At 61.2% G+C, this 21954-nt stretch carries 19 protein-coding genes; 12 read left to right on the top strand and 7 right to left on the bottom strand.

The features are described 5' to 3' along the window. Positions 1–8: 8 nt before the first annotated feature. From DQ397_RS21870 to pdxJ, 8 genes are all read left to right on the top strand, one after another. A complete protein-coding gene (locus DQ397_RS21870) occupies positions 9–974 on the top strand; it encodes a MucB/RseB C-terminal domain-containing protein (protein ID WP_043206467.1) in 966 nt (321 codons plus the stop codon). 202 nt (positions 975–1176) lie between these two features. Further along, positions 1177–2577 carry a DegQ family serine endoprotease gene (locus DQ397_RS21865; protein ID WP_371906690.1) on the top strand — a complete coding sequence of 467 codons (1401 nt, stop codon included), beginning with the start codon at positions 1177–1179 and terminating at the stop codon, positions 2575–2577. A gap of 238 nt (positions 2578–2815) precedes the next feature. After that, a complete protein-coding gene (lepA, locus tag DQ397_RS21860) occupies positions 2816–4615 on the top strand; it encodes a translation elongation factor 4 (protein WP_043206469.1) in 1800 nt (599 codons plus the stop codon). 5 nt (positions 4616–4620) lie between these two features. After that, positions 4621–5475 (top strand): signal peptidase I, encoded by an 855-nt coding sequence (gene lepB / locus DQ397_RS21855; RefSeq protein ID WP_043206470.1) that lies wholly within the window; start codon positions 4621–4623, stop codon positions 5473–5475. Between the two features lie 164 nt (positions 5476–5639). Continuing rightward, positions 5640–6329, top strand: coding sequence for a ribonuclease III (gene rnc / locus DQ397_RS21850; RefSeq protein ID WP_043206471.1), 690 nt, complete (start codon positions 5640–5642; stop codon positions 6327–6329). Next, positions 6322–7224, top strand: coding sequence for a GTPase Era (era, locus tag DQ397_RS21845; protein ID WP_043206472.1), 903 nt, complete (start codon positions 6322–6324; stop codon positions 7222–7224). The genes rnc and era overlap by 8 nt, the downstream gene beginning before the upstream one ends. Before the next feature lie 130 nt (positions 7225–7354). Continuing rightward, positions 7355–8038: a DNA repair protein RecO gene (gene recO, locus DQ397_RS21840; protein ID WP_043206473.1), complete on the top strand. Its 684-nt coding sequence runs from the start codon at positions 7355–7357 to the stop codon at positions 8036–8038. A gap of 62 nt (positions 8039–8100) precedes the next feature. Next, a complete protein-coding gene (gene pdxJ, locus DQ397_RS21835; RefSeq protein WP_232111557.1) occupies positions 8101–8823 on the top strand; it encodes a pyridoxine 5'-phosphate synthase in 723 nt (240 codons plus the stop codon). 43 nt (positions 8824–8866) lie between these two features. Here pdxJ and DQ397_RS21830 read toward each other — a convergent pair whose 3' ends face one another. Both DQ397_RS21830 and DQ397_RS21825 read right to left on the bottom strand, forming a co-directional pair. Continuing rightward, entirely contained in the window at positions 8867–10249 is a 1383-nt protein-coding gene (locus DQ397_RS21830) for a heavy metal sensor histidine kinase (protein ID WP_043206475.1), read from the bottom strand. Beyond that, positions 10246–10920 carry a heavy metal response regulator transcription factor gene (locus DQ397_RS21825; protein WP_043206476.1) on the bottom strand — a complete coding sequence of 225 codons (675 nt, stop codon included), beginning with the start codon at positions 10918–10920 and terminating at the stop codon, positions 10246–10248. Before DQ397_RS21825 ends, DQ397_RS21830 begins: the two co-directional genes overlap by 4 nt. A 264-nt stretch (positions 10921–11184) precedes the next feature. On the opposite strand from DQ397_RS21825, the gene DQ397_RS21820 reads away from it, so the two are divergent. Continuing rightward, entirely contained in the window at positions 11185–11388 is a 204-nt protein-coding gene (locus DQ397_RS21820) for a hypothetical protein (protein ID WP_043206477.1), read from the top strand. Between the two features lie 69 nt (positions 11389–11457). Here the strand turns inward: DQ397_RS21820 and cmoB are convergent, their stop codons facing one another. The 3 genes from cmoB to DQ397_RS21805 form a co-directional block, all read right to left on the bottom strand. Further along, complete coding sequence (gene cmoB / locus DQ397_RS21815) at positions 11458–12414, bottom strand: tRNA 5-methoxyuridine(34)/uridine 5-oxyacetic acid(34) synthase CmoB (protein ID WP_043206478.1); 957 nt, start codon at positions 12412–12414, stop codon at positions 11458–11460. Next, positions 12411–13154, bottom strand: a complete 744-nt coding sequence (cmoA, locus tag DQ397_RS21810) for a carboxy-S-adenosyl-L-methionine synthase CmoA (protein ID WP_043206479.1) — start codon at positions 13152–13154, stop codon at positions 12411–12413. Before cmoA ends, cmoB begins: the two co-directional genes overlap by 4 nt. A 77-nt stretch (positions 13155–13231) precedes the next feature. Beyond that, entirely contained in the window at positions 13232–13630 is a 399-nt protein-coding gene (locus DQ397_RS21805; protein ID WP_043206480.1) for a protease inhibitor I42 family protein, read from the bottom strand. 125 nt (positions 13631–13755) lie between these two features. Here DQ397_RS21805 and DQ397_RS21800 point away from each other — a divergent pair, with 125 nt between their 5' ends. From DQ397_RS21800 to DQ397_RS21790, 3 genes are all read left to right on the top strand, one after another. Then, the gene (locus DQ397_RS21800) at positions 13756–14916 is read left to right on the top strand and encodes an alpha-xenorhabdolysin family binary toxin subunit A (RefSeq protein WP_043206481.1); all 1161 of its coding nucleotides are present in this window, start codon (positions 13756–13758) and stop codon (positions 14914–14916) included. 20 nt (positions 14917–14936) lie between these two features. Further along, positions 14937–15935: an alpha-xenorhabdolysin family binary toxin subunit B gene (locus tag DQ397_RS21795; RefSeq protein ID WP_043206482.1), complete on the top strand. Its 999-nt coding sequence runs from the start codon at positions 14937–14939 to the stop codon at positions 15933–15935. 64 nt (positions 15936–15999) lie between these two features. Then, entirely contained in the window at positions 16000–16938 is a 939-nt protein-coding gene (locus tag DQ397_RS21790) for a hypothetical protein (RefSeq protein WP_043206483.1), read from the top strand. A 31-nt stretch (positions 16939–16969) separates the two neighbouring features. Here the strand turns inward: DQ397_RS21790 and lon are convergent, their stop codons facing one another. After that, positions 16970–19393 (bottom strand): endopeptidase La, encoded by a 2424-nt coding sequence (gene lon / locus DQ397_RS21785; protein WP_043206485.1) that lies wholly within the window; start codon positions 19391–19393, stop codon positions 16970–16972. 134 nt (positions 19394–19527) lie between these two features. Beyond that, positions 19528–21939: a glucose/quinate/shikimate family membrane-bound PQQ-dependent dehydrogenase gene (locus tag DQ397_RS21780; protein ID WP_043206486.1), complete on the bottom strand. Its 2412-nt coding sequence runs from the start codon at positions 21937–21939 to the stop codon at positions 19528–19530. Positions 21940–21954 lie beyond the last annotated feature (15 nt).

Here is a 21954-nt window from a genome sequence, read left to right as displayed (position 1 = left end):
GGAGGATCATGCGCGCGCTACCTCTCCTGACGCTTCTGCTTGGCAGTTGCATGATGGTGCCGGCCTTGGCGGCCAACTCCTCGCCCGAGGCGAGCGAGTGGCTGAACAAGCTGGCACAGGCCGAGCGAGAACAGAGTTACCAGGGTTCCTTCGTCTACGAACGTAATGGCAGCTTCTCTTCACACGATATCTGGCACCGCGTCCAGGACGGCAAGGTCAGCGAGCGTTTGTTGCAGCTCGATGGGGCGACCCAGGAAATCGTGCGGGTCGATGGCAAGGTCCAGTGCGTCAGCGGCTCCCTGGTTAGCCGCGTAGGAACCCCGCCGGACTCCGCGCCCCGTGTGCTCGATCCTCTGAAACTGATGAGCTGGTACGACCTGAGCGTCGCAGGCAAGTCCCGGGTTGCCGGGCGCGATGCCGTGATCGTGACGCTCACGCCGCGAGACCAGCATCGCTACGCTTTCGAACTGCATTTGGATCGCCGCACTGGACTGCCCTTGCGCTCGTTGATGATCAACGACAAGGGCCAGCTGCTCGAGCGCTTCCAGATGACCCGCCTGGATACCGACGATCTACCCAGCGATGACGACCTGCGCGCCAGTTCTTCGTGCAAGCCGGTCGAGCACGTCGCAGCCGCGCATTCCGACGCTGCCTCTGCCTGGCGTTCGGACTGGTTGCCGCCGGGCTTCGAATTGATCAACAGCTCCGTGCGCCGGGACCCGGTGCGTGACAGCATGGTCAGCAGCCTCATGTATGACGATGGCTTGGCACGCTTCTCGGTGTTCCTGGAGCCGGTGAGCGATGATGCCGGACCGGATACCCGTGCGCAGTTAGGGCCTACCGTCGCCGTGTCGCGTCGTCTCAACACGCCCAAGGGCAAGGTCATGGTCACTGTGGTTGGCGAGATTCCCTTGGGAACCGCCGAGCGTGTCGCCCTGTCCATGCGGGCCCAGGATGCCCAGGCGCGTCAGTGATAGCGCGCCTTCCTACATCTCGTAGGGCATGCTTCTGACATGAAATTAAAGCATTGTCATTTGCAATCCCTTCGTAAATTTTCTATAGGTCAGGCTTCTCGGGGTCTGGCCTTTCTTGCTTGTGCAAAGGCCTCACTTTGTTAACTACGCTCGTTGTGACGGGAGCCGTATGTCAATACCACGCTTGAAATCCTACCTATCGATGTTCGCCGCCGTGCTGATGCTTGGCCAGGTGCTCACCGCCCAGGCCGAGGAAGCCCTGCCGGACTTCACCACCCTGGTCGAGCAGGCCTCGCCTGCTGTGGTGAACATCAGTACCAAGCAGAAGCTGCCGGACCGCCGTGTCGCCGCCGGGCAGATGCCGGACCTGGAAGGCCTGCCGCCGATGTTCCGCGAGTTCTTCGAGCGCAACATGCCGCAAGTGCCGCGCTCGCCCCGTGGTGACCGTCAACGAGAAGCCCAGTCGCTCGGTTCGGGCTTCATCATCTCCAGCGATGGCTATGTGCTGACCAACAACCATGTGGTCGCCGATGCCGATGAGATCATCGTGCGTCTGTCCGACCGGAGCGAGCTGCAGGCCAAGCTGGTCGGTACCGATCCGCGCACAGACGTGGCCTTGCTCAAGGTCGAAGGCAAGAACCTGCCGACCGTCAAGCTCGGCGACTCCGAAAAGCTCAAGGTCGGTGAGTGGGTGCTGGCGATCGGCTCGCCGTTCGGCTTCGACCATTCGGTGACCAAGGGCATCGTGAGCGCCAAGGGGCGGACCCTGCCCAACGACACTTATGTCCCGTTCATCCAGACCGACGTGGCGATCAACCCGGGTAACTCCGGTGGCCCGCTATTCAACATGAATGGCGAGGTGGTGGGCATCAACTCGCAGATTTTCACCCGTTCCGGTGGCTTCATGGGGCTGTCGTTCGCTATCCCGATCGATGTGGCGCTGGATGTTTCCAATCAGCTGAAGAAGGACGGCAAGGTCAGCCGTGGCTGGCTTGGCGTGGTGATCCAGGAGGTCAACAAGGACCTGGCTGAATCCTTCGGTCTGGACAAGCCAGCCGGTGCCTTGGTCGCCCAAGTGCTAGAGGACGGTCCGGCAGCCAAGGGTGGCTTGCAGGTAGGGGACGTGATTCTGAGCATGAATGGCCAGCCGATCATCATGTCGGCCGACCTGCCGCACTTGGTCGGCAGCCTCAAGGACGGCGCCAAGGCTCGTCTGGAGATCATCCGCAACGGCAAGCGCCAGAATCTGGATATCACCATCGGCGCGCTGCCCGAGGACGATGCGGACATCGGTACCGGCGCTGGAGCCGGCGCAGAACGCAACAGCAACCGTCTGGGCGTTTCCGTGGCCGACCTGACCGCCGAGCAGAAAAAGTCCCTGGAACTCAAGGGCGGCGTGGTCATCAAGGAGGTCCAGGATGGTCCGGCGGCGTTGATTGGCCTGCGTCCTGGCGATGTCATCAGTCACCTGAACAACCAGGCGATCGCTTCGGCCAAGCAGTTCACCGAAATTGCCAAGGATCTGCCGAAGAATCGTTCGGTGTCGATGCGCGTGCTGCGTCAGGGCCGAGCCAGCTTCATTACCTTCAAGTTGGCGGAATAATCTGCGCACTGCATAGGAAAGGGCAGCTTCGGCTGCCCTTTTTCATGAAATATTCCGTTGTCGCCCCTCATCCAAAGGTTGCGGGTAGCTCGGGCGCGCGCAATTCGGGGCTCCTACAGGGCAGCGCTCGTTACCATGTCGCTTGATCTGGAATCTCCCATATCCCTGCGGCTTAAGGTACAATTCCCGGCTATTTTTCGGCGGGCGTCCGGCTCGCAGCCTTTTCGAGTGTTGACCCGTGAGTGATTTGAGTCATATCCGCAATTTCTCCATCATCGCCCACATCGACCATGGCAAGTCGACGCTGGCCGACCGTTTCATCCAGATGTGCGGTGGCCTGTCGGCACGCGAAATGGAAGCCCAGGTCCTCGATTCCATGGATCTGGAGCGTGAGCGCGGGATCACCATCAAGGCCCACAGCGTCACGCTGAGCTATAAGGCCCAGGACGGCAAGGTCTACCAGCTGAACTTCATCGATACTCCCGGCCACGTCGACTTCACCTATGAAGTCAGCCGTTCCCTGGCCGCGTGCGAAGGCGCGCTGCTGGTCGTGGACGCCGGTCAGGGTGTCGAGGCCCAGTCCGTGGCCAACTGCTACACCGCTATCGAGCAGGGCCTGGAGGTCATGCCGGTGCTTAACAAGATGGACCTGCCCCAGGCCGACCCAGACCGCGTCAAGGACGAGATCGAGAAGATCATCGGCATCGACGCCACCGACGCCGTGGCATGCAGCGCCAAGAGCGGCATGGGCGTCGATGAGGTCCTCGAGCGTCTGGTGCAGACCATTCCCGCCCCGGAAGGCGAAATCGATGCTCCTCTGCAGGCACTGATCATCGATTCCTGGTTCGACAATTACCTGGGCGTCGTCTCCCTGGTCCGCGTGCGTCATGGCCGGGTCAAGAAAGGGGACAAGATCCTGGTCAAGTCCACCGGCAAGGTGCATCTGGTGGACAGCGTCGGTGTCTTCACCCCGAAACACACGCAGACCGCCGACCTCAAGGCGGGCGAGGTGGGCTTCATCATCGCCAGCATCAAAGACATTCACGGGGCACCGGTCGGTGACACCCTGACCCTGTCCTCGACCCCAGAGGTCGAAGTGCTGCCAGGCTTCAAAAAGATCCAGCCGCAGGTTTATGCCGGCCTGTTCCCGGTCAGCTCCGACGATTTTGAAGATTTCCGCGACGCACTGTCGAAGCTGACCCTGAACGACTCCTCGCTGCAATACCTGCCGGAAAGCTCCGACGCACTGGGCTTCGGCTTCCGTTGCGGCTTCCTCGGCATGTTGCACATGGAGATCATTCAGGAGCGCCTGGAGCGCGAATACGACCTGGATCTGATCACCACCGCGCCGAGCGTGATCTACGAGCTGGTGCTCAAGACCGGTGAGACCATCTACGTCGACAACCCATCCAAGCTACCGGATGTTTCTGCGGTCCAGGACTTCCGTGAGCCAATCGTCACCGCCACCATCCTCGTGCCTCAGGAGCACCTGGGTAACGTCATCACCCTGTGCATCGAGAAGCGTGGCGTGCAGCGCGACATGCAGTTCCTCGGCAGCCAGGTACAGGTGCGCTACGACCTGCCGATGAACGAAGTGGTGCTGGACTTCTTCGATAAACTCAAGTCCACCAGCCGCGGTTACGCTTCGCTGGACTATCATTTCGATCGCTACCAGTCGGCCAACCTGGTCAAGCTGGACGTGCTGATCAACGGCGACAAGGTAGACGCCCTGGCGCTGATCGTTCACCGCGACAATGCCCACTACAAGGGCCGTGCGCTGACTGAGAAGATGAAGGAGCTGATCCCTCGGCAGATGTTCGATGTGGCGATCCAGGCAGCCATCGGTGGCCAGATCGTCGCCCGTACGACCGTCAAGGCGCTCAGAAAGAACGTACTGGCTAAGTGCTACGGCGGTGACGTCAGCCGTAAGAAGAAGCTGCTGGAGAAGCAGAAGGCCGGTAAGAAACGCATGAAGCAGGTCGGCAACGTGGAGATCCCACAGGAAGCCTTCCTCGCCGTGCTCAGGTTGGATAGCTAGGTCCTATGTCGCTAAATTTCCCGCTGTTGCTAGTCATCGCCGTAGCTGTCTGCGGCCTGTTGGGCTTGATCGACCTGCTGTTCCTGGCTCCGCGCCGGCGAGCGGCGGTCGCCAACTACCAGGGCAGCGTCAGCCAGCCCGAGATGGCAGTGCTCGAGCGCCTGAACAAGGAGCCGTTGCTCGTCGAGTACGGCAAGTCGTTCTTCCCGGTGCTGTTCATCGTGCTGGTGTTGCGTTCGTTCCTGGTCGAGCCGTTCCAGATCCCATCGGGATCGATGAAACCGACTCTGGAAGTGGGCGATTTCATCTTGGTGAACAAGTTCTCCTACGGTATTCGCCTGCCGGTGATCGACAAGAAAGTCATCGAGGTGGGAGACCCGCAGCGCGGCGACGTGATGGTGTTCCGCTACCCGAGCGACCCGAATGTCAACTACATCAAGCGTGTGGTCGGGCTGCCGGGCGATCAGGTGCGCTACACCAGCGACAAGCGTCTGTACGTCAATGGCCAGCCGGTCGCCGAGCAATTGGTCGGTACCGAGCCAGGCACCCTGGGCAGTGCCCAGCTGTACAAGGAAAAACTCGGCGAGGCCGAGCACCTGATCCGCAAGGAAATGAGCCGCTACCGCATGCCGCCGGACCAGCAATGGACCGTTCCGGCTGGCCATTACTTCATGATGGGTGACAACCGCGACAACTCCAACGACAGCCGCTACTGGGACGATCCGAACATTCCCAAGGAACTGCACGGCATGGTTCCGGATCGCAACATTGTCGGCAAGGCCTTCGCGGTCTGGATGAGCTGGCCGGAGCCCAAGCTCAGCCACTTCCCAAACCTGTCGCGGGTAGGCCTGATCCATTGATACCCAACGGCGCTGTCTGACAGACAGCGCCGAATGCATTTCTGACATAGGCTGTGTTCTCAGGGATCGAGAGATTCCGCCGCCCACAAGGTGGTGGGCCACAGCCAAACAGTCTTTCAGGATGTTGATTTGAACAACGCGTTGAACAATCCACGGGTGGCCCCATGAGTGCTTCCCTCGCGCGCCTGGAGCGCAAGCTCGGCTATACCTTCAAGAACCAGGACCAGATGCTCCTGGCCCTGACTCATCGCAGCTATGCCGGGCGCAACAACGAGCGCCTGGAGTTTCTGGGCGATGCCATCCTCAACTTCGTGGCCGGCGAAGCGCTGTTCGAGCGTTTTCCGCAGGCCCGCGAAGGCCAGCTCTCGCGCCTACGCGCCCGTCTGGTCAAAGGTGAGACCCTGGCCCGTCTGGCCCGGGGCTTCGATCTGGGCGAATACCTGCGCTTGGGCTCGGGTGAGCTCAAGAGCGGTGGTTTCCGGCGGGAGTCGATCCTGGCCGATGCCCTCGAAGCGCTGATCGGGGCGATCTACCTGGACGCCGACATGGAGACCGCACGCGAACGCATCCTGGCCTGGCTGGCCGGTGAGTTCGATGGGTTGACTCTGGTCGACACCAACAAAGACCCCAAGACTCGTCTGCAGGAGTTCCTGCAGTCGCGTGCCTGCGAACTGCCACGCTATGAAGTGGTGGACATCCAGGGCGAACCGCACTGCCGTACCTTCTTCGTCGAATGCGAGGTGGTGCTGCTGAACAACAAGAGCCGTGGCCAGGGCGTGAGCCGGCGTATCGCCGAGCAGGTCGCCGCCGCTGCTGCATTGATCGCCCTTGGCGTGGAGAATGGCAATGACTGAGAACACTTCGACCCGTTGCGGCTATGTCGCGATCGTCGGTCGCCCCAACGTGGGCAAGTCCACGCTGCTCAACCACATCCTCGGCCAGAAGCTGGCGATCACCTCGCGCAAGCCGCAGACCACCCGGCACAACATGCTCGGTATCAAGACCGAGGGCGACGTGCAGGCGATCTACGTCGATACGCCCGGTATGCACAAGGCCAACGACAAGGCCTTGAACCGCTACATGAACCGCAACGCATCGGCTGCCTTGAAGGATGTCGACGTAGTCATCTTCGTGGTCGACCGGACCCGCTGGACCGACGAGGACCAACTGGTGCTCGAGCGTGTGCAGTACGTGAGTGGCCCGGTGATCCTGGCGGTCAACAAGACCGACCGCATGGATGAGAAAGCCGAGCTGATCCCGCACTTGCAGTGGCTGCAGCAGCAGTTGCCCAATGCCGAGATCGTGCCGATTTCCGCCCAGCAAGGCCACAACCTCGAAGCCTTGGAAGCGTTGATCGCCAAGCATCTGCCCGAGAACGAGCATTTCTTCCCGGAAGATCAGATCACCGACCGCAGCAGCCGCTTCCTGGCTGCGGAACTGGTGCGCGAAAAGATCATGCGCCAGCTCGGTGCTGAGCTTCCGTACCAGATCACCGTGGAGATCGAGGAATTCAAGCAGCAGGGCCATGTGCTGCATATCCATGCCTTGATCCTGGTCGAGCGTGACGGTCAGAAGAAGATCATCATTGGTGACAAGGGCGAGCGCATCAAGCGCATCGGCTCGGACGCGCGCAAGGATATGGAAGTGTTGTTCGACGCCAAGGTCATGCTCAACCTGTGGGTCAAGGTCAAAGGCGGCTGGTCCGACGATGAGCGCGCCCTGCGCTCGCTGGGCTACGGCGACCTGTAACCGCTCCAGCCAACAGACAGCTGGCTCGTACCCTGTGGGAGCGGGTTCACCTTCGAATGACAGTGGTTTCACTGATGCGTTCGAAGGTGGCCCCGCTCCCACAGGCACATTTAAACCCCAGAGATCGCTGATGGAACAACCCGCCGGCCAGCCGGCCTACGTGCTTCACAGCCGTGCCTACAAGGAAACCAGCGCGCTGGTGGATTTCCTCACGCCCCAAGGCCGTGTACGTGCGGTGCTGCGCCGTGCCCGGGGCAAGGGGGGCAGCCTGGTCCGGCCGTTCGTGGAGCTGGAGGTGGAGTTGCGTGGGCGAGGGGAGCTGAAGAACGTCGGTCGCCTGGACAGTGTCGGCATCGGCGGCTGGTTGCATGGCGATGCCTTGTTCAGCGGGCTGTACCTCAATGAACTGTTGATGCGCCTGCTGCCTGCGGAGGCGCCGCATCCTGCGTTGTTCGAGCACTACACCTTGACGCTGCAGGCCCTGGCCGCCGGTCGGCCCCTGGAGCCGCTGTTGCGTGCCTTCGAGTGGCGCCTGTTGGATGAGTTAGGTTATGCCTTTGCCCTGACCCACGATATCAACGACGACCCCATCGACACCCAAGGACTGTATCGCCTGCAGGTCGATGCGGGCCTGGAGCGGGTTTACCTGGCGCAGCCTGGGTTGTTCACCGGGGCAGAGCTGCTGGCACTGGCCGAGGCCGATTGGCAAGCCCCGGGTGCGTTGCTCGCTGCCAAGCGCCTGATGCGCCAGGCCTTGGCGGTACACCTGGGGCCGAAGCCGCTGGTGAGCCGGGAACTGTTTCGCAAGCGTTGAGCACATCGTATGCTGTGGGGCTCAACTTTCAGGAGAGCCCTTTCGTGACTCACAGCAACCGCATGCTTCTTGGCGTCAACATCGACCACGTGGCGACCCTTCGCCAGGCCCGGGGCACCCGTTACCCAGACCCGGTCAAGGCCGCGCTGGATGCCGAGGAAGCGGGCGCCGACGGTATCACCGTGCACCTGCGCGAAGACCGCCGGCATATCCAGGAGCGCGACGTGCTGCTGCTCAAGGACGTGCTGCAGACCCGCATGAACTTCGAAATGGGCATCACCGAAGAAATGATGGCCTTCGCCGAGAAGATCCGTCCGGCGCATATCTGCCTGGTGCCTGAAACCCGCCAGGAACTGACGACCGAGGGTGGCCTGGACGTCGCCGGCCAGGAGGCTCGGATCAAGGCTGCGGTGGAGCGTCTGTCGCGCACAGGGGCTGAAGTTTCACTGTTCATCGATCCGGACGCGCGTCAGATCGAAGCTTCGCGCCGTGTCGGTGCACCGGCGATCGAACTGCACACCGGCCGCTATGCCGATGCCGAAACCCCTACCGAGGTGGCCGAAGAGCTGCAGCGGATCATTGACGGCGTGGCCGTGGGGGTAGGGCAGGGGCTGATCGTCAATGCCGGCCATGGCCTTCACTACCACAACGTCGAGGCGGTGGCGGCGATCAAGGGCATCAATGAACTGAACATCGGCCATGCGCTGGTGGCCCATGCGCTGTTCGTCGGTTTCAAGGCGGCTGTGGCCGAGATGAAGGCGCTGATCGTAGCGGCTTCTCGCTAATTGCCGTTCGGCTGTACTGGCCCCTTCGCCGGTACAGCCCCCGTCATTGCGCTCGGAATACCAAGGTGAAGCGGGTAGGGCCAGCAGGCGTGCTGCTGGCCTCGACTCGTCCGCCATGCAACTGCATGATCGACTTCACGATCGCCAGTCCCAATCCTGTCCCACCCTCCAGCCGCGAGCGTCCGCATCCTGCGCGGTAAAAGCGTTCGAACAGGTGCGGCAGATGACACCCGGCTATGCCTGGCCCCTGGTTGCGCACCCCTAGGTGTATCTCATCGCCCTGACGTTCGATCAGGACCGTCACCACCTGGTTCTCCGGGCTGTGGCGGATGGCATTGCTCAACAGGTTGGACAGTGCCCGCTGGAACATCAAGCGATCGGCCATGGCCGTCCCCCAACCCTGCAGATGCAGTTCGATCCCCTTGAGCTCGGCGCTGACGGCGAACAGCTCGCAGACCCGCTCCGCTTCCTGAGCCAGGGCCAGTGGCCCGAACAGTACCTGGGCCTGGGGTTGGCTGACTTGGGCGAGAAACAACATGTCGTTGATGATGCGGTTGAGGCGGGTCAATTCCTCGATACTGTCCTCCAGTGCTTCCCGGTAATAGGTGCCATCGCGGTCCCGGGCCAGGGTGACCTGGGCCTTGCCCATGAGATTACCGATGGGCGTGCGAAGCTCATGGGCCAGATCATCGGAGAATTGCGAGAGCTGGCGTACACCTTGATCCAGGCGATCGAGCATGACATTGATGGCCTTGGCCAGTTCGGCCAGTTCCACCGGCAAGCCTGTGTCGGGAAGGCGATGCCCTAGGTCCTGGGCCGAGACGCGCCCGGCAATCCGGCGAAAGTGACGCAAAGGGCGCAATCCCATTTGCATCAGTTTCCAGGCACTGAGGCCGATCAGTACCAGCAACAAGGGCAGGGCCAACAATGTCGAGTTCAGGTAGGCCTGGAGCAGGGTGTTATCGTCGGCGCGATTGAGCGACATCATCACCCGAACGGTGGTGTCGTCGCGCAGGCGCATCAGGCGGGTGGCGGTGAGGATCTGGGCATCGGCACTGTCGCGCCACTCGTGGAAGCTCAGCCGGTCGCCGACCGGCAGCTCGTTCAGGCGTGCTTCCAGCGCAGGTCCCAGGCTCAGCAGCAAGGGGTGACGACCGTCGAGCGCCAGGATGCTCAGGCTCAGGTTGTCATGGCCCATGATCACATCGAGCAAGGGATGGGCGCGGCGGGCCAGATCCTCGTTGCGTAGATCGACGCGCAGATTGTGTTCGATCTGCAGCATCTTACGGTCCAGGTCTTTGCGGGCGCGGCTGTCCAGTTCGTGCTGCAGAGCGAACACGGCCAGGCAAGCCAGCAATAGCACCAGCGTGGCGCCCATCAGGGTCACCGACAACCCCAGGCGCAAGGACAGGCTGGCAGGTTTCATGGCCTGGCCTCGAGCACGTAGCCCACGCCGCGCAGAGTGTGGATCAGTTTGTCGTCGAACGGGTCGTCGATCTTGGCCCGCAGGCGACGGATCGACACCTCCACCACGTTGGTGTCGCAGTCGAAATTCATGTCCCAGACCAGCGAGATGATCTGCGTGCGCGACAACACTTCGCCGCTCTGGCGCATCAATAGGTGCAGCAGAGCGAACTCCTTGGCGGTCAGGTCGATGCGCCGCCCTGCGCGGTAGGCGCGGTGGCGGCCAGGGTCCAGTTCCAGGTCAGCGACGCGCAGGGTGCTCGGTTGCAGATGCTGGTCGTTGCGCCGCAGAAGGCTGCGGATTCGAGCCAGCAATTCCGGGAATTCGAAGGGTTTGAGCAGATAATCGTCGGCGCCCAGGTCCAGGCCTTTGACCCGGTCGTCCAGGCGGCCATGGGCCGTAAGCATCATGATCCGCGTGGCCGATTCGCTGCGCAGGCGTTGCAGTACGCTCCAGCCGTCCAGGCCGGGCAGGTTGACGTCGAGAATCACCAGGTCATAGGGCTGCTGGCGGGCCAAATGCAGCCCGTCGATACCGGTATGGGCGCAGTCGACCACGTAGCCGTTCTCGCGCAGACCCTGTTGCAGGTAATCAGCGGTACGCAGTTCGTCTTCGATGATCAGTAGGCGCATGGGAAGCTCGGTGTAATGAAAGGTGGCGATTCTCGACCCTGTAGCGAGATCAGGGTCAAGGTTGCCGATGTTACGGGATGCAACCGAGCGGAAAGCTTGAATAACGGATTTGTAATGGGCCGGACATGTGGCTGAAAGGCGTTGCGCAAGTCTGTGCCGAAACGCCGCTCAAGTCTTGCAACACTGTAATGTCCGACTCACCTTGGCGTTAGCTGCGCCTCGCTACGATGGCCTCGAACGACTGGTTATCACGAGGCAAACACGATGAACCTGACCCAATACTTGTTGTTGGCTGTACTCGCCCTGGGCAGTTCTGGGGCAATGGCCGAAGGCGGCGCCGAGCGTTCCAGGCAGTTCTGGGAGGCGTTCCGGCAAGACCAGCAGCGCCTGCATGGCGACAAAGAGCAAGCCGTGGTGGCGCGTGAGCGCAAGGCGAACGAGAAGGCCCGTGAATTGGCCAAGGATTGACGTGTAGCCGCCTTCGCAGTCGCTCCTCTGACGAAGGCGAGTCTGGCGCCCCTACGGGGGCGCCTTTTTTTATTTGCGTGCCAGCAAGGTGGCGCGACGTGGGGCCGGGAGGCCCTCGATGGTGCGGCTGTGATCGTTCGGGTCGAGGAAGTCGGCGAGCGACTGGTAGCGCATCCAGTCGGTACTGCGCTGCTCTTCCACGCTGGTGACGCTGACATCGACACAGCGCACGTCGCTGAACCCGGCACGGCGCAGCCAGCGCTCCAGGGCCGGCACCGACGGCAGGAACCAAACGTTGCGCATCTGCGCGTAGCGGTCCTCGGGCACCAGCACCTGGTGTTCGTCGCCCTCGACGACCAGGGTTTCCAGCACCAGCTCGCCACCTTTGACCAGGCAGTCCTTGAGCGCCAGCAGGTGCTCGATGGGCGAGCGTCGGTGATAGAACACGCCCATGGAGAACACGGTGTCGAAGCCTTCTAGGTTCGCTGGCAGCTCTTCCAGAGCGAAGGGCAGGTGCCAGGCGGGAAGCTCCGGCAGGTACTTTTGCACGGCCTGGAACTGGCAGAAGAACAGCCAGTTGGGGTCCACGCCGATCACCATGTCGGCGCCGGCACCTAGCATGCGCCACTGGTAGTAGCCATTGCCGCAGCCGACGTCGAGCACGCGTTTGCCTTTCAGATCCAGATGCGGGCTTACCCGCGACCACTTCCAGTCAGAGCGCCATTCGGTGTCCACGTGGACGCCGAACAGGTCGAACGGCCCCTTGCGCCAGGGCGAGAGGCCCATCAACGCTTGGTGCATCCGGGCTCGGGTGGCATCGTCACAGTCGCTGTCCAGACGCAGGCCGTTTTGCAAGTCTACCTCGCTGGGCAGCAGATCCGGCAGGGCATCCAGCGCGCCGCGCCAACGATCGAGATCGCCATGGCCTTTCTCCAGCTTGGTGTGCAGTTGTGCTTGCAGGCCTTGGGACCACGTGGCAAGGGGCGTGCCCGCCAGGCGGCGGACGAGGGGGGAGAGGTCGATCATGGCAGGGCAATCAGTGAGGCGAAATTGAGGCATTGGAACCAAGGCACGACCTTGGAGAAGCCGGCGGCATGCAGGCGGTCTTTGTGGGTCTGCAGGGTGTCGGGTTTCATCACGTTCTCGATGGCGCTGCGCTTCTGGGCGATTTCCAGTTCGCTGTAGCCATTGGCACGCTTGAAGTCCAGGTGCAACTCGTTGAGCAGGTCCTGCTCCTGGTCATCGGCAAAACGCAGCTTCTCGGAGAGGACGAGCGCGCCACCGGGCAGCAGCGCCTGGCGGATGCGACCTAGCAGTGCCAGGCGTTGGTCCGGGGCGATGAACTGCAAGGTGAAGTTCATCGCCACCACCGAGGCCGGCTCGAAGTGCAGGGCCAGGATATCGGCCTCCAGCACCTGTACTGGCAGCAGTTCCTGGAACATCGAGTCCTGGGCGGTGAGGTACTGACGGCAGCGCTCGACCATGGCTGCGGAATTGTCCACCGCAATCACCCGGCAGCCGTCGGCACGCACGTGCCGGCGCAGGGACTGGGTCACCGCGCCCAGTGATGCGCCCAGGTCGTACAGCGCAGTGTGCGGCTGGGCGAAGCGGGCGGCGAGCACGCCGAGGTTCTCGACGATGGTCGGGTAACCTGGCACCGAACGCTTGATCATGTCCGGGAACACCCGCACCACGTCCTCGTTGAAGGCAAAGTCGGGCACCTGCTCCAAGGGCTGGGCGAAGAGGCGGTCGGGTTGTTGGCTCACGGAAGTACCAGGTGGGGGTGGTAAAGAGCGTGCATTTTAGCCAACCCTGACCGTTTGCGCATCGCCTCTGGGCAGGTTCAGTCGACCGTCACGGCGCAGTCGAAGGTCTGTGCAGGGCGCACTTCGGGTGCCCAGGGTTGCTGATACACCAGAATGAGATGGCTCACGCCTTGGCCCTGGGCCTGGAAGCGCCACAAGGACTGGCCTGCACTGCCCACCACACCTGTGTCTTCTGGATCGCTATACACCTCAGGGCCCAGGCTGCGCAGGATGTTGGCCGCCGGGTGTTGAACCAGCCAGCGGTAACCGGTGCTGGGATTGCTGGGCAAACGCAAGGTCAATGTTTGTCCGGGCACCAGGGTGATTGGGCATTCACTGGCTTTTTCCAGAACGATAGGTTCAGGGGAGGACGGGGTTTGGCTGCAGGCGCTCAACAGCCCAAAGGCCAGGGGAAACAGTGCAAGGCGAGATCTCATGAAGTCTCCTGTCTGAATATACCAATAGATCTTGTAGGAGGAACGATTGCCATCTGATGACTCATCGGGGCGAGTCATAACTTTGTACCACCAAACCAGCCCGGTTTGGGTACAAGGAGAAATGTATGAGTTTCCAAAGAGCCAGCTATGAAACGCTGGCAAATGAGGCGGCCAGCCAACCTGTAGCAATGGTTACAGCAATGGCTGAGCGCGACGGTAGTAATGAGGGCGGCCTGACACTCAGCCGCGAGCACATCGTCACCATCAACCAATATGCCAATTTTGTTTTTGGTCTGCCCAAGACCCCACAAACCGTTGAGCAATGGCTGGGCTACAAGACCATCGATGAGCCTGAGCTGAAGCCCTCGGCCATGTCCAGCCTGTTTGAGGGTCTGCGTCGTCATGCCAACGCCTGGACAACACTGTCAGATCGCAGCAAGCGGCTCTCGAGCGAACTGGCAACCACCGCCAACTTGATCGATGTCGTTGGCGAGGAAATTGTTGCAGAGTGCAGTCGCCTGAGATTTCTGAAACCGCAAATGACCTGGGAGCAAGTGGCGCTCGCGAGGCCGGTCAAACTGGGCGCCGAGGACCAGAAAGCCGTCACGCAACTGGTCGAGTACATGCAAATCCTCAACGACGATGTCAGGAACTATGCCAAGCGTGTAGACGGTGTAAAGAAAGACAGCGAAGCCTTCAGGGACACCGTTAAAAAGGAGTTGCTGCCTGCAGTCGGCAACAAGGACAAGGCGCTAAAACGCAAGAAACAAGACGGGCTGGTTGAAGCGTTGCGCACTGAACTCAAAGCCCTCGACGTCGAGATCGGCGAACTTAAAAAAGAATACGACAGGTACCTCTCCAACGGACTGAGCAGCCTCGCTGGGGGGCCGCTTGGGGCTATTGTCGGCGGTGCGATCTATGGCGCCAAAGCAGAATCTGCGCGTAAGCAACGTAAAAAGTTAGAACAACAGCGCAGGGGGGTCGCAGCGAAACTGAAGGCCCGTGTGAATCTGGAAGGCCGGCTCAAGGAAATGACCCAGTTTGTGGATGATCTGGACGTGCGTCTTAACGATGTCCTGACCTCAGCCTCCCATTTGCAGACAGTCTGGGAGCGTGTCGAGGTCTACATCACCAGCTCCATCGAAGAGCTCGGAAAGATCACAGATGGCCAGCGGCTGGCGATCTTTCTGATCTTTTTCAAACGATTCCTCCGGCAGTGGAAGGAAATCGAGCGCACTTCGCTGCAACTGACAGCGGTTTTCGACAATGCCGCATCGGCACGCTAATTCATTAAAGGACTATTACCATGAATGCCAAGGTTTCTTATCTGTCGCCTGCCAGCCAGCAACCCGTACTGGACGACATTCTCTCGACGACCCGTGTTTTCCTGCTTGAGTGGCAGCAGGGCAACCTGAAGCCCTTGCCGACGTTGTATGAATCGATTGAGCGACATGCCAAGTTTCTGGACAGCATTACCAAGCGAATGGCAACTCAAGCCCTGCGGATGGAGGCAGAGCTGCATGCAAGCGGGTTAGAGGATATCGTCGATGCGCTTGAGGACATCGGCGAAGACCCTGAGCTTCTGTTCATTGCCCAGGAAACTATCAATAAAGTGCTGTCGAATCTGACGATTCAAATCAGTGGCGTAAAGAATGCCTCTACGGAGTTGTCGGCTTTGTCTGCCCCCAACGCCTCCCGCGACGAAGCCCGTTTATTCAGGCAGCAGATGGAACTGGAAACGACCAGTGTCGCCTTGAAAGCCGAAATAGACGCCGAGTCGTCCAAGATCGAGGCACTGCATACCGCCCTCAAAGCGCTGGAAGCTATCGATATCGAGGTCAAGTTCGACGGCCTGATTCCAACGCCCGAGCAATTGGCTGCGCTGGCAGTGCCCGGTGGGCAGATCGCCTTACTGAGTGAGGCCGCAGCCCAGGCCCTGAAAAACCTGGAGAAAACGCTTGGGCAGTTGTCTGCTGACCTCAATTACAGCCGACTGCAGGCACAGCGTCGGCAATTGACACTCGGACTCAGAACGCTGCAGCGGGACCTTGCCGCCAATAGCCGAACCCTGGCGACATGCCGTCAACAGCTCAAGGCGCTGGAAAATGTGCCTAGGCTCGTCGCGCAACGTAAGGCCTGCCTGATTGCCTTGAATGCGCTGAGCATGGCGTTGGGGAGTTTCTACAACCTGCTGAAGAACGCCAAGTACAAGGGAATCGAAGACCTGCGTGCTATCGATGCGTTTTTGAAGACGCTCCTGGCTTATCAGCGCAGCATGATCAAGCAGATCAGCAATGCATTTTGATTCGTGATCAATAGCCTGACTGCCATTCATCAGAGCGGCGGTCAGGCTTACGGAGTTAATGCTCATGGAACAAAGGATGCTGATGCCGATGGGGAGCGCTGCACGGGCGATGGAAGTGCGAGTGGCAGCGCTCTTCAAACAGGCGCGAAGCGGCGTGGGTGATCTAAAAGCCTCTGTTGCGCAGCTGGATGCCTATGTCCGCAGGGTTCACGATTTACCTCAAGGACGATTGTCGCGTTGGGTGAGCTATTCGTATGTCTCTGAGCCAGTCCTGAATATTGGTAATTTGGAACGGCTGATCGCTAGGCTGTCCTACAGGAGTGGTTTTTGGTGGTCCTTGCGTGAGCGTGGAAGTGCGCTGAGTCAGGCATTGGTCGGGCATACCCAAACGGTCACGCAGCGGAGTGCAGAAATACAGAACATTGCGTCTCGGCTCGAGATGGCGAACGGTCATGCAGATAGACGGGAGGCGTTGTCTGGCGAAAAGGATTTGGCACTCAGTCCCAGGGATTTGACGCGTGTGGAAACAATGGTTGCGTACGTGCTCAGTCTTCGGAGGGAGGTCGAGGCCTTTGACATCCATCTCACTGAATACATGTCAGGTATCGAGGACTTTCGCGAAACGCACCGGCGTGAATTACAACCCGACCTGGATAGGGTGATCAAAGCGCTTGATACGGTTGAGGTGCGCAAGTGCACGCTGAGATTCGAGCCGTTTTGGACAAACTGTCGGAAAGCGACTTTTGAAGAAGAAGATCGCGAGCAGCTTAGGGCTTTGTTTGGCGTGCGTGATCTACAGCTGGCTGGCGTGCATGGCAATATTGAAAAACTTCATACGGCTTGGCAAGCGATAGGCACGTATGTCGAAAGTGCACACAATCATTTGAGCAAAGTGAAACGCCAGCGAGAGCTGGCGCTTTTCATGGTGTACTTCAAAATATTCTTGGGACAGTGGAAACAGGTTGCCGTGCACGCGCAGCGATTGCGTGAGGCTTTTGCCTGAAAAACAGAGGGGCCGTGGCCCCTCTGTTCAATCAAGCGAACAACACTTTCGCCACGTCGGCATAGCGCTTGGCGAAATGCACAGTCAGCCCTTCACGTAGATAGTCCGGCAGCTCTTCGAAGTCGCCGCGGTTGGCCTCTGGCAGGATCAGTTCGAAGATCTTCTGTCGCCGTGCGGCGATTACCTTCTCACGGACCCCACCAATCGGTAGCACCTGCCCGGTGAGTGTCAGTTCACCGGTCATGGCCACGCCTTTTTTCGGCGCCTGGTCCCGGGCGAGCGATAACAGGGCGCTTGCCATGGTGATGCCGGCGCTCGGCCCATCCTTGGGCGTGGCGCCCTCGGGTACGTGCAAGTGAATGAAGGCTTCGTTGAAAAAGCTCGGGTCGCCACCGTACTGCTTCAGGTTCGAGCTGACATAGCTGTAGGCGATCTCGGCCGATTCCTTCATCACATCGCCCAGCTTGCCGGTGAGCTTGAAGCCACGGTTGAGGGTGTGGATACGGGTGGCTTCGATCGGCAAGGTGGCCCCGCCCATGCTGGTCCAGGCAAGGCCGGTGATCACGCCCTTGCCAGCGAGCACCTGCTCGCTGCGGAACACCGGCATACCGAGTGCCGCTTCCAAGTCCTTGGTGCCGATCTTGAGCTTGGCCTGCGGCGTCTCGAGCAGCTTGACCACTGCCTTGCGCACCAGTTTGCCCAGCTGTTTTTCCAGTTGGCGCACCCCGGCCTCGCGTGCATACCCCTCGATCACCATGCGCAGAGCGCTGTCGCTGATGCTCAGGCTGGATTTAGCGACTCCGGCCTTGGCCAGTTGCTTGGGCCATAGATGGCGCTTGGCGATCGCCAGTTTCTCTTCGGTGATGTAGCCGGAGAGGCGGATCACTTCCATGCGGTCGAGCAGTGGGCCGGGGATCGAGTCCAAGGTGTTGGCGGTGCAAACGAACAGCACTTTGGACAAGTCCAGGCGCAGGTCCAGGTAGTGGTCGAGGAAGTCGACGTTCTGTTCGGGGTCGAGGGTTTCGAGCAGCGCCGAGGCCGGGTCGCCTTGGTAGCTCTGGCCCATCTTGTCGATCTCGTCGAGCATGATCACCGGGTTCATCACCTCGACGTCCTTCAGGGCCTGCACCAGCTTGCCCGGCTGGGCGCCGATATAGGTGCGTCGGTGGCCCTTGATCTCCGCCTCGTCGCGCATGCCGCCGACGCTGAAGCGGAAGAACGGCCGGCCGAGGCTTTCGGCGATGGACTTGCCGATACTGGTCTTGCCCACACCGGGCGGGCCGACCAGCAGGACAATGGAGCCGCTGATTTCGCCTTTCCAGGCCCCAACGGCAAGGAACTCCAGGATCCGATCCTTGATGTCGTCCAGCCCGGCGTGATGCTGGTCGAGGACTTTGCGCGCATGGGTGAGGTCAAGCTTGTCTTGGCCGTAAACGCCCCAGGGCAGTGCGGTGGCCCAGTCCAGATAGTTGCGGGTGACGGCGTATTCCGGCGAACCGGTCTCGAGGATCGACAGCTTGTTCATTTCCTCGTCGATGCGCTTTTTCGCCTGCTCCGGCAGGGTCTTGCCTTCCAGGCGCTGCTGGAACTGCTCCAGGTCGGCGCTACGGTCGTCTTTGGTCAGGCCCAGCTCCTGCTGGATGACCTTGAGCTGTTCCTTGAGGAAGAACTCGCGCTGGTGTTCGCCAATCTGCCGGTTGACCTCGGCGGAGATCTCGTTTTGCAGACGCGCGACCTCGACCTCCTTGCGCAGCATCGGCAGGACTTTTTCCATGCGCTTGAGCATTGGCACACAGTCGAGCACTTCCTGCAACTGCGCGCCGGTAGCCGAGGTCAGCGCGGCGGCGAAGTCGGTCAAGGGCGATGGGTCGTTTGGGCTGAAGCGGTTGAGGTAGTTCTTAAGCTCTTCGCTGTACAACGGATTGAGCGGCAACAGCTCCTTGATCGCATTGATCAGGGCCATGCCATAGGCCTTCACCTCGTCGGTGGGTTCGGCGGGTTGATGCGGGTAGTCCACTTCCACCAAGTAGGGCGGGCGATGGTGCTTGAGCCAGGTCCGGATGCGCACCCGGGTCAGGCCCTGGGCGACGAACTGCAGCTTGCCGTTCTCGCGGCTGGCGTGGTGGACCTTGACCAAGGTGCCGTACTGCGGCAGGGACGAGGTGTCGAAATGACGATGGTCTTCTGGCGGCTCGTCCAGGAAGAACAGGGCCAGGGAGTGGTGCGGAGTCTTGGCGACCAGATCCAGGGTTTCTGCCCAAGGTTCTTCATTGACGATCACCGGCAGGACCTGGGCCGGGAAGAACGGGCGGTTGTGGATCGGGATCACATAGACCTTGTCCGGCAGTTGTTGGCCGGGCAGGGCAAGGTGGTGGCCGGGGGTGGCCTTGGCGTGGAGATGTTCGACTGTTTCGTGTTCGTCTGGATGGTCCGGTAGATCTTGCTGGTCGCTCATGGGGCACCTGCGCAAATGACTATGGTGCTTAGATGGGGCGGGGGGGGATGGGTTTCAAGCTTTGAGCTTCGAGCTGCAAGCTGCAAGAAAAAAGCGGGGCCTCGTAGGCCCCGCTTTCTTTTGTCGCTTGCCGCTTAGTCGGCGAGCTTGTAGGCGATGATGTAGTCGCCCATCTTGGTGCCCAGCGAGCCGTGGCCGCCAGCGGTGACCAGCACGTACTGCTTGCCATCCTTGCCGGTGTAGGTCATTGGCGTGGCTTGGCCACCCGCTGGCAGGCGGGCTTTCCACAGCTCCTTGCCGTTGTGCACGTCATAAGCGCGCAGGTACTGGTCCAGGGTGCCGCTGAGGAAGCCTACGCCACCTGCGGTGACGATCGAGCCACCCATGCTCGGTACGCCGACCGGCAGGCCGATCGGTACTGGAGTGCTGTCGCGGGTGGTGCCGTTCTTGTGCTTCCAGATCACTTTGTTGGTGAACAGGTCGATCGCCGCGACGTAACCCCAGGCCGGCGCCTGGCACGGTACGCCCAAAGGCGACATGAACGGATGCATGATCACCGCGTAGGGCGCACCGGTGTTCGGTTGCACGCCGCTGGTCTCGCTCTCGCGCTTGCTGCCGGCGGCGACTTGCTCGCGGGGCACCATCTTCGAGACGAACGCCATGTAGTTCGGCGAGGTGAACAGCACCTGGCGAACTGGGTCGACCGACACGCTACCCCAGTTGAACACGCCAACGTTGCCTGGGTAAACCAGCGAGCCCTGCTCGGACGGCGGGGTGTACTGGCCCTCGTAGCGCAGGCTGCGGAACTGGATACGGCAGAGCATCTGATCGAACGGCGTTGCGCCCCACATGGCCTTTTCGGTCAGCTCGGGGCCGAGCAGGTTGAGGTCCGAACGTGCCTGGGTCGGTGCGGTGTGATCGCCTTTGACGGCGCCTTGGGGGACCGGAATCTCACGGATCGGCACGATCGGCGTGCCGTCGCGACGGTCTAGCACATACAGGCTGCCTTGCTTGGTCGGCACGATGACCGCGGGCTTGATGCCATCGTCGGTTTTCAGGTGCACCAGGGTCGGCTGGCTGCCCACGTCCATATCCCACAGGTCGTGGTGGGTGAACTGGTAGTTCCAGCGCACTTTGCCGGTGGCCAGGTCCAGGGCGACGATACCGGCGCTGTACTTCTCGGCGCCTGGAGTACGGTCGGCGCCCCACTGGTCGGGGGTCTGGTTGCCCAGCGGCAGGTAGATCATCCCCAGGTCTTCGTCGACGCTGGCGATCGACCACATGTTGGCCGAGTTGCGGCTGTAGGTCTGGCCGGCGGCGAGTGGCTTTGTGTCCTCTGGGTTGTTGCTGTCCCAGTTCCACACCAGGTGGCCGTCGTGCACGTCGTACGCGCGGATCACGCCGGACGGCTCATTGGTCGACTCGTTGTCGGTGACGTGACCGCCAATGATCACCAGCTCGCGGGTGACCGCCGCTGGCGAGGTGGAGTAGTACCCGCCGGCGGTGAAGGGCCCAAGGCCGGTGGTCAGGTCGATCACGCCCTGGTTGGCGAAGCCTTCGCAGACCTTGCCATTGTCGGCGTTGATGGCGATCAGGCGGGCGTCGGCGGTCGGCAGGTACAGGCGGCGCGGGCAGGTCTGGGCCACGATCTGGCCTGCGTCGGAGATCTTTGGCGCAGGCTTGCCGTCGCGGCTGACGTAGCGGTTTTCGTCATAGTACGAAACGCCGCGGCAGGTCATGTGGGCAAAGCCCTTGAGCGAGCCGGTAGGGCTCTTGATCTGCGGGTCGAAGCGCCAGATCTCGGCACCGGTGTCCGGATCCAAGGCCAGCAGCTTGCTGTGAGCGGTGCACGCATAGAGCATGCCGTTGACCTTCAGCGGCGTGTTCTGGTTGGTCAGCTCTACCGGATCGTCATCGGTCGGCAGGTCACCGGTGCGGATGCGCCAGGCTTCTTCCAGTCGGTAGGCATTCTGCGGGGTGATCTGGCGCAGCGGCGAGTAGCGGTCGCCGTGTTCTGTACGGCCGTAGGCCTGCCATTCGCCGTCCGGCATGTCGGGGGCTGCGCTGCCCATTTCGCTGTTGTCGCGATTGAGCGTGCCGAAGGTCTCGCCCGGGTGTGTGAACTGGCTGCCCAGGGCGCTGGCGCCGGCGGCGACCACCGCGACGCTGAGCAGCGCGGTGTTGATTTTCGACGACGGGCCGATCAGCGGACGACGTGCCCACGGCAGCAGCAGGACGACCCCGACGGCGAACCAGATCGCCAGACGTGGCACCAGTTGCCACCAGTCCAGGCCGACTTCCCACAGTGCCCAGATCGTGCTGCCCAACAGCACCAAGCCATACAGGCCCAAAGCGATGCGGCGCATGGCCAGCAGGAGGATGCCGGACAGGGCAAAGCCAATGCCGGCGATAAGGTAGTACAGGGATCCTCCCAGCTGGCTCAGCTTGATGCCGCCTGCCAGCAGGGCCAGGCCCATCAGCAACAGCAGCACGCCCAGAAGGCGCGGTAGCCAGCGGGTTCCATTCTTGGCACCGTCAGTGCTCATCGTATGTTCTCCGTA

This window comes from Pseudomonas sp. CK-NBRI-02, from assembly GCF_008124495.1.
Taxonomy (GTDB): Bacteria; Pseudomonadota; Gammaproteobacteria; order Pseudomonadales; family Pseudomonadaceae; genus Aquipseudomonas; species Aquipseudomonas guariconensis.
This window is presented reverse-complemented; position numbering and strand designations above follow the sequence as displayed.

What these genes read in the sequence shown, in the direction of transcription:
- DQ397_RS21870 (WP_043206467.1), top strand. Translation starts at nt 9, where the DNA reads ATGCGCGCGCTACCTCTCCTGACGCTTCTGCTTGGCAGTTGCATGATG.
- DQ397_RS21865 (WP_371906690.1), top strand. Translation starts at nt 1,177, where the DNA reads ATGTTCGCCGCCGTGCTGATGCTTGGCCAGGTGCTCACCGCCCAGGCC.
- lepB (WP_043206470.1), top strand. Translation starts at nt 4,621, where the DNA reads ATGTCGCTAAATTTCCCGCTGTTGCTAGTCATCGCCGTAGCTGTCTGC.
- rnc (WP_043206471.1), top strand. Translation starts at nt 5,640, where the DNA reads ATGAGTGCTTCCCTCGCGCGCCTGGAGCGCAAGCTCGGCTATACCTTC.
- era (WP_043206472.1), top strand. Translation starts at nt 6,322, where the DNA reads ATGACTGAGAACACTTCGACCCGTTGCGGCTATGTCGCGATCGTCGGT.
- recO (WP_043206473.1), top strand. Translation starts at nt 7,355, where the DNA reads ATGGAACAACCCGCCGGCCAGCCGGCCTACGTGCTTCACAGCCGTGCC.
- pdxJ (WP_232111557.1), top strand. Translation starts at nt 8,101, where the DNA reads ATGCTTCTTGGCGTCAACATCGACCACGTGGCGACCCTTCGCCAGGCC.
- DQ397_RS21830 (WP_043206475.1), bottom strand. Translation starts at nt 10,249, where the DNA reads ATGAAACCTGCCAGCCTGTCCTTGCGCCTGGGGTTGTCGGTGACCCTG.
- DQ397_RS21825 (WP_043206476.1), bottom strand. Translation starts at nt 10,920, where the DNA reads ATGCGCCTACTGATCATCGAAGACGAACTGCGTACCGCTGATTACCTG.
- DQ397_RS21820 (WP_043206477.1), top strand. Translation starts at nt 11,185, where the DNA reads ATGAACCTGACCCAATACTTGTTGTTGGCTGTACTCGCCCTGGGCAGT.
- cmoB (WP_043206478.1), bottom strand. Translation starts at nt 12,414, where the DNA reads ATGATCGACCTCTCCCCCCTCGTCCGCCGCCTGGCGGGCACGCCCCTT.
- DQ397_RS21805 (WP_043206480.1), bottom strand. Translation starts at nt 13,630, where the DNA reads ATGAGATCTCGCCTTGCACTGTTTCCCCTGGCCTTTGGGCTGTTGAGC.
- DQ397_RS21800 (WP_043206481.1), top strand. Translation starts at nt 13,756, where the DNA reads ATGAGTTTCCAAAGAGCCAGCTATGAAACGCTGGCAAATGAGGCGGCC.
- DQ397_RS21795 (WP_043206482.1), top strand. Translation starts at nt 14,937, where the DNA reads ATGAATGCCAAGGTTTCTTATCTGTCGCCTGCCAGCCAGCAACCCGTA.
- DQ397_RS21790 (WP_043206483.1), top strand. Translation starts at nt 16,000, where the DNA reads ATGGAACAAAGGATGCTGATGCCGATGGGGAGCGCTGCACGGGCGATG.
- lon (WP_043206485.1), bottom strand. Translation starts at nt 19,393, where the DNA reads ATGAGCGACCAGCAAGATCTACCGGACCATCCAGACGAACACGAAACA.
- DQ397_RS21780 (WP_043206486.1), bottom strand. Translation starts at nt 21,939, where the DNA reads ATGAGCACTGACGGTGCCAAGAATGGAACCCGCTGGCTACCGCGCCTT.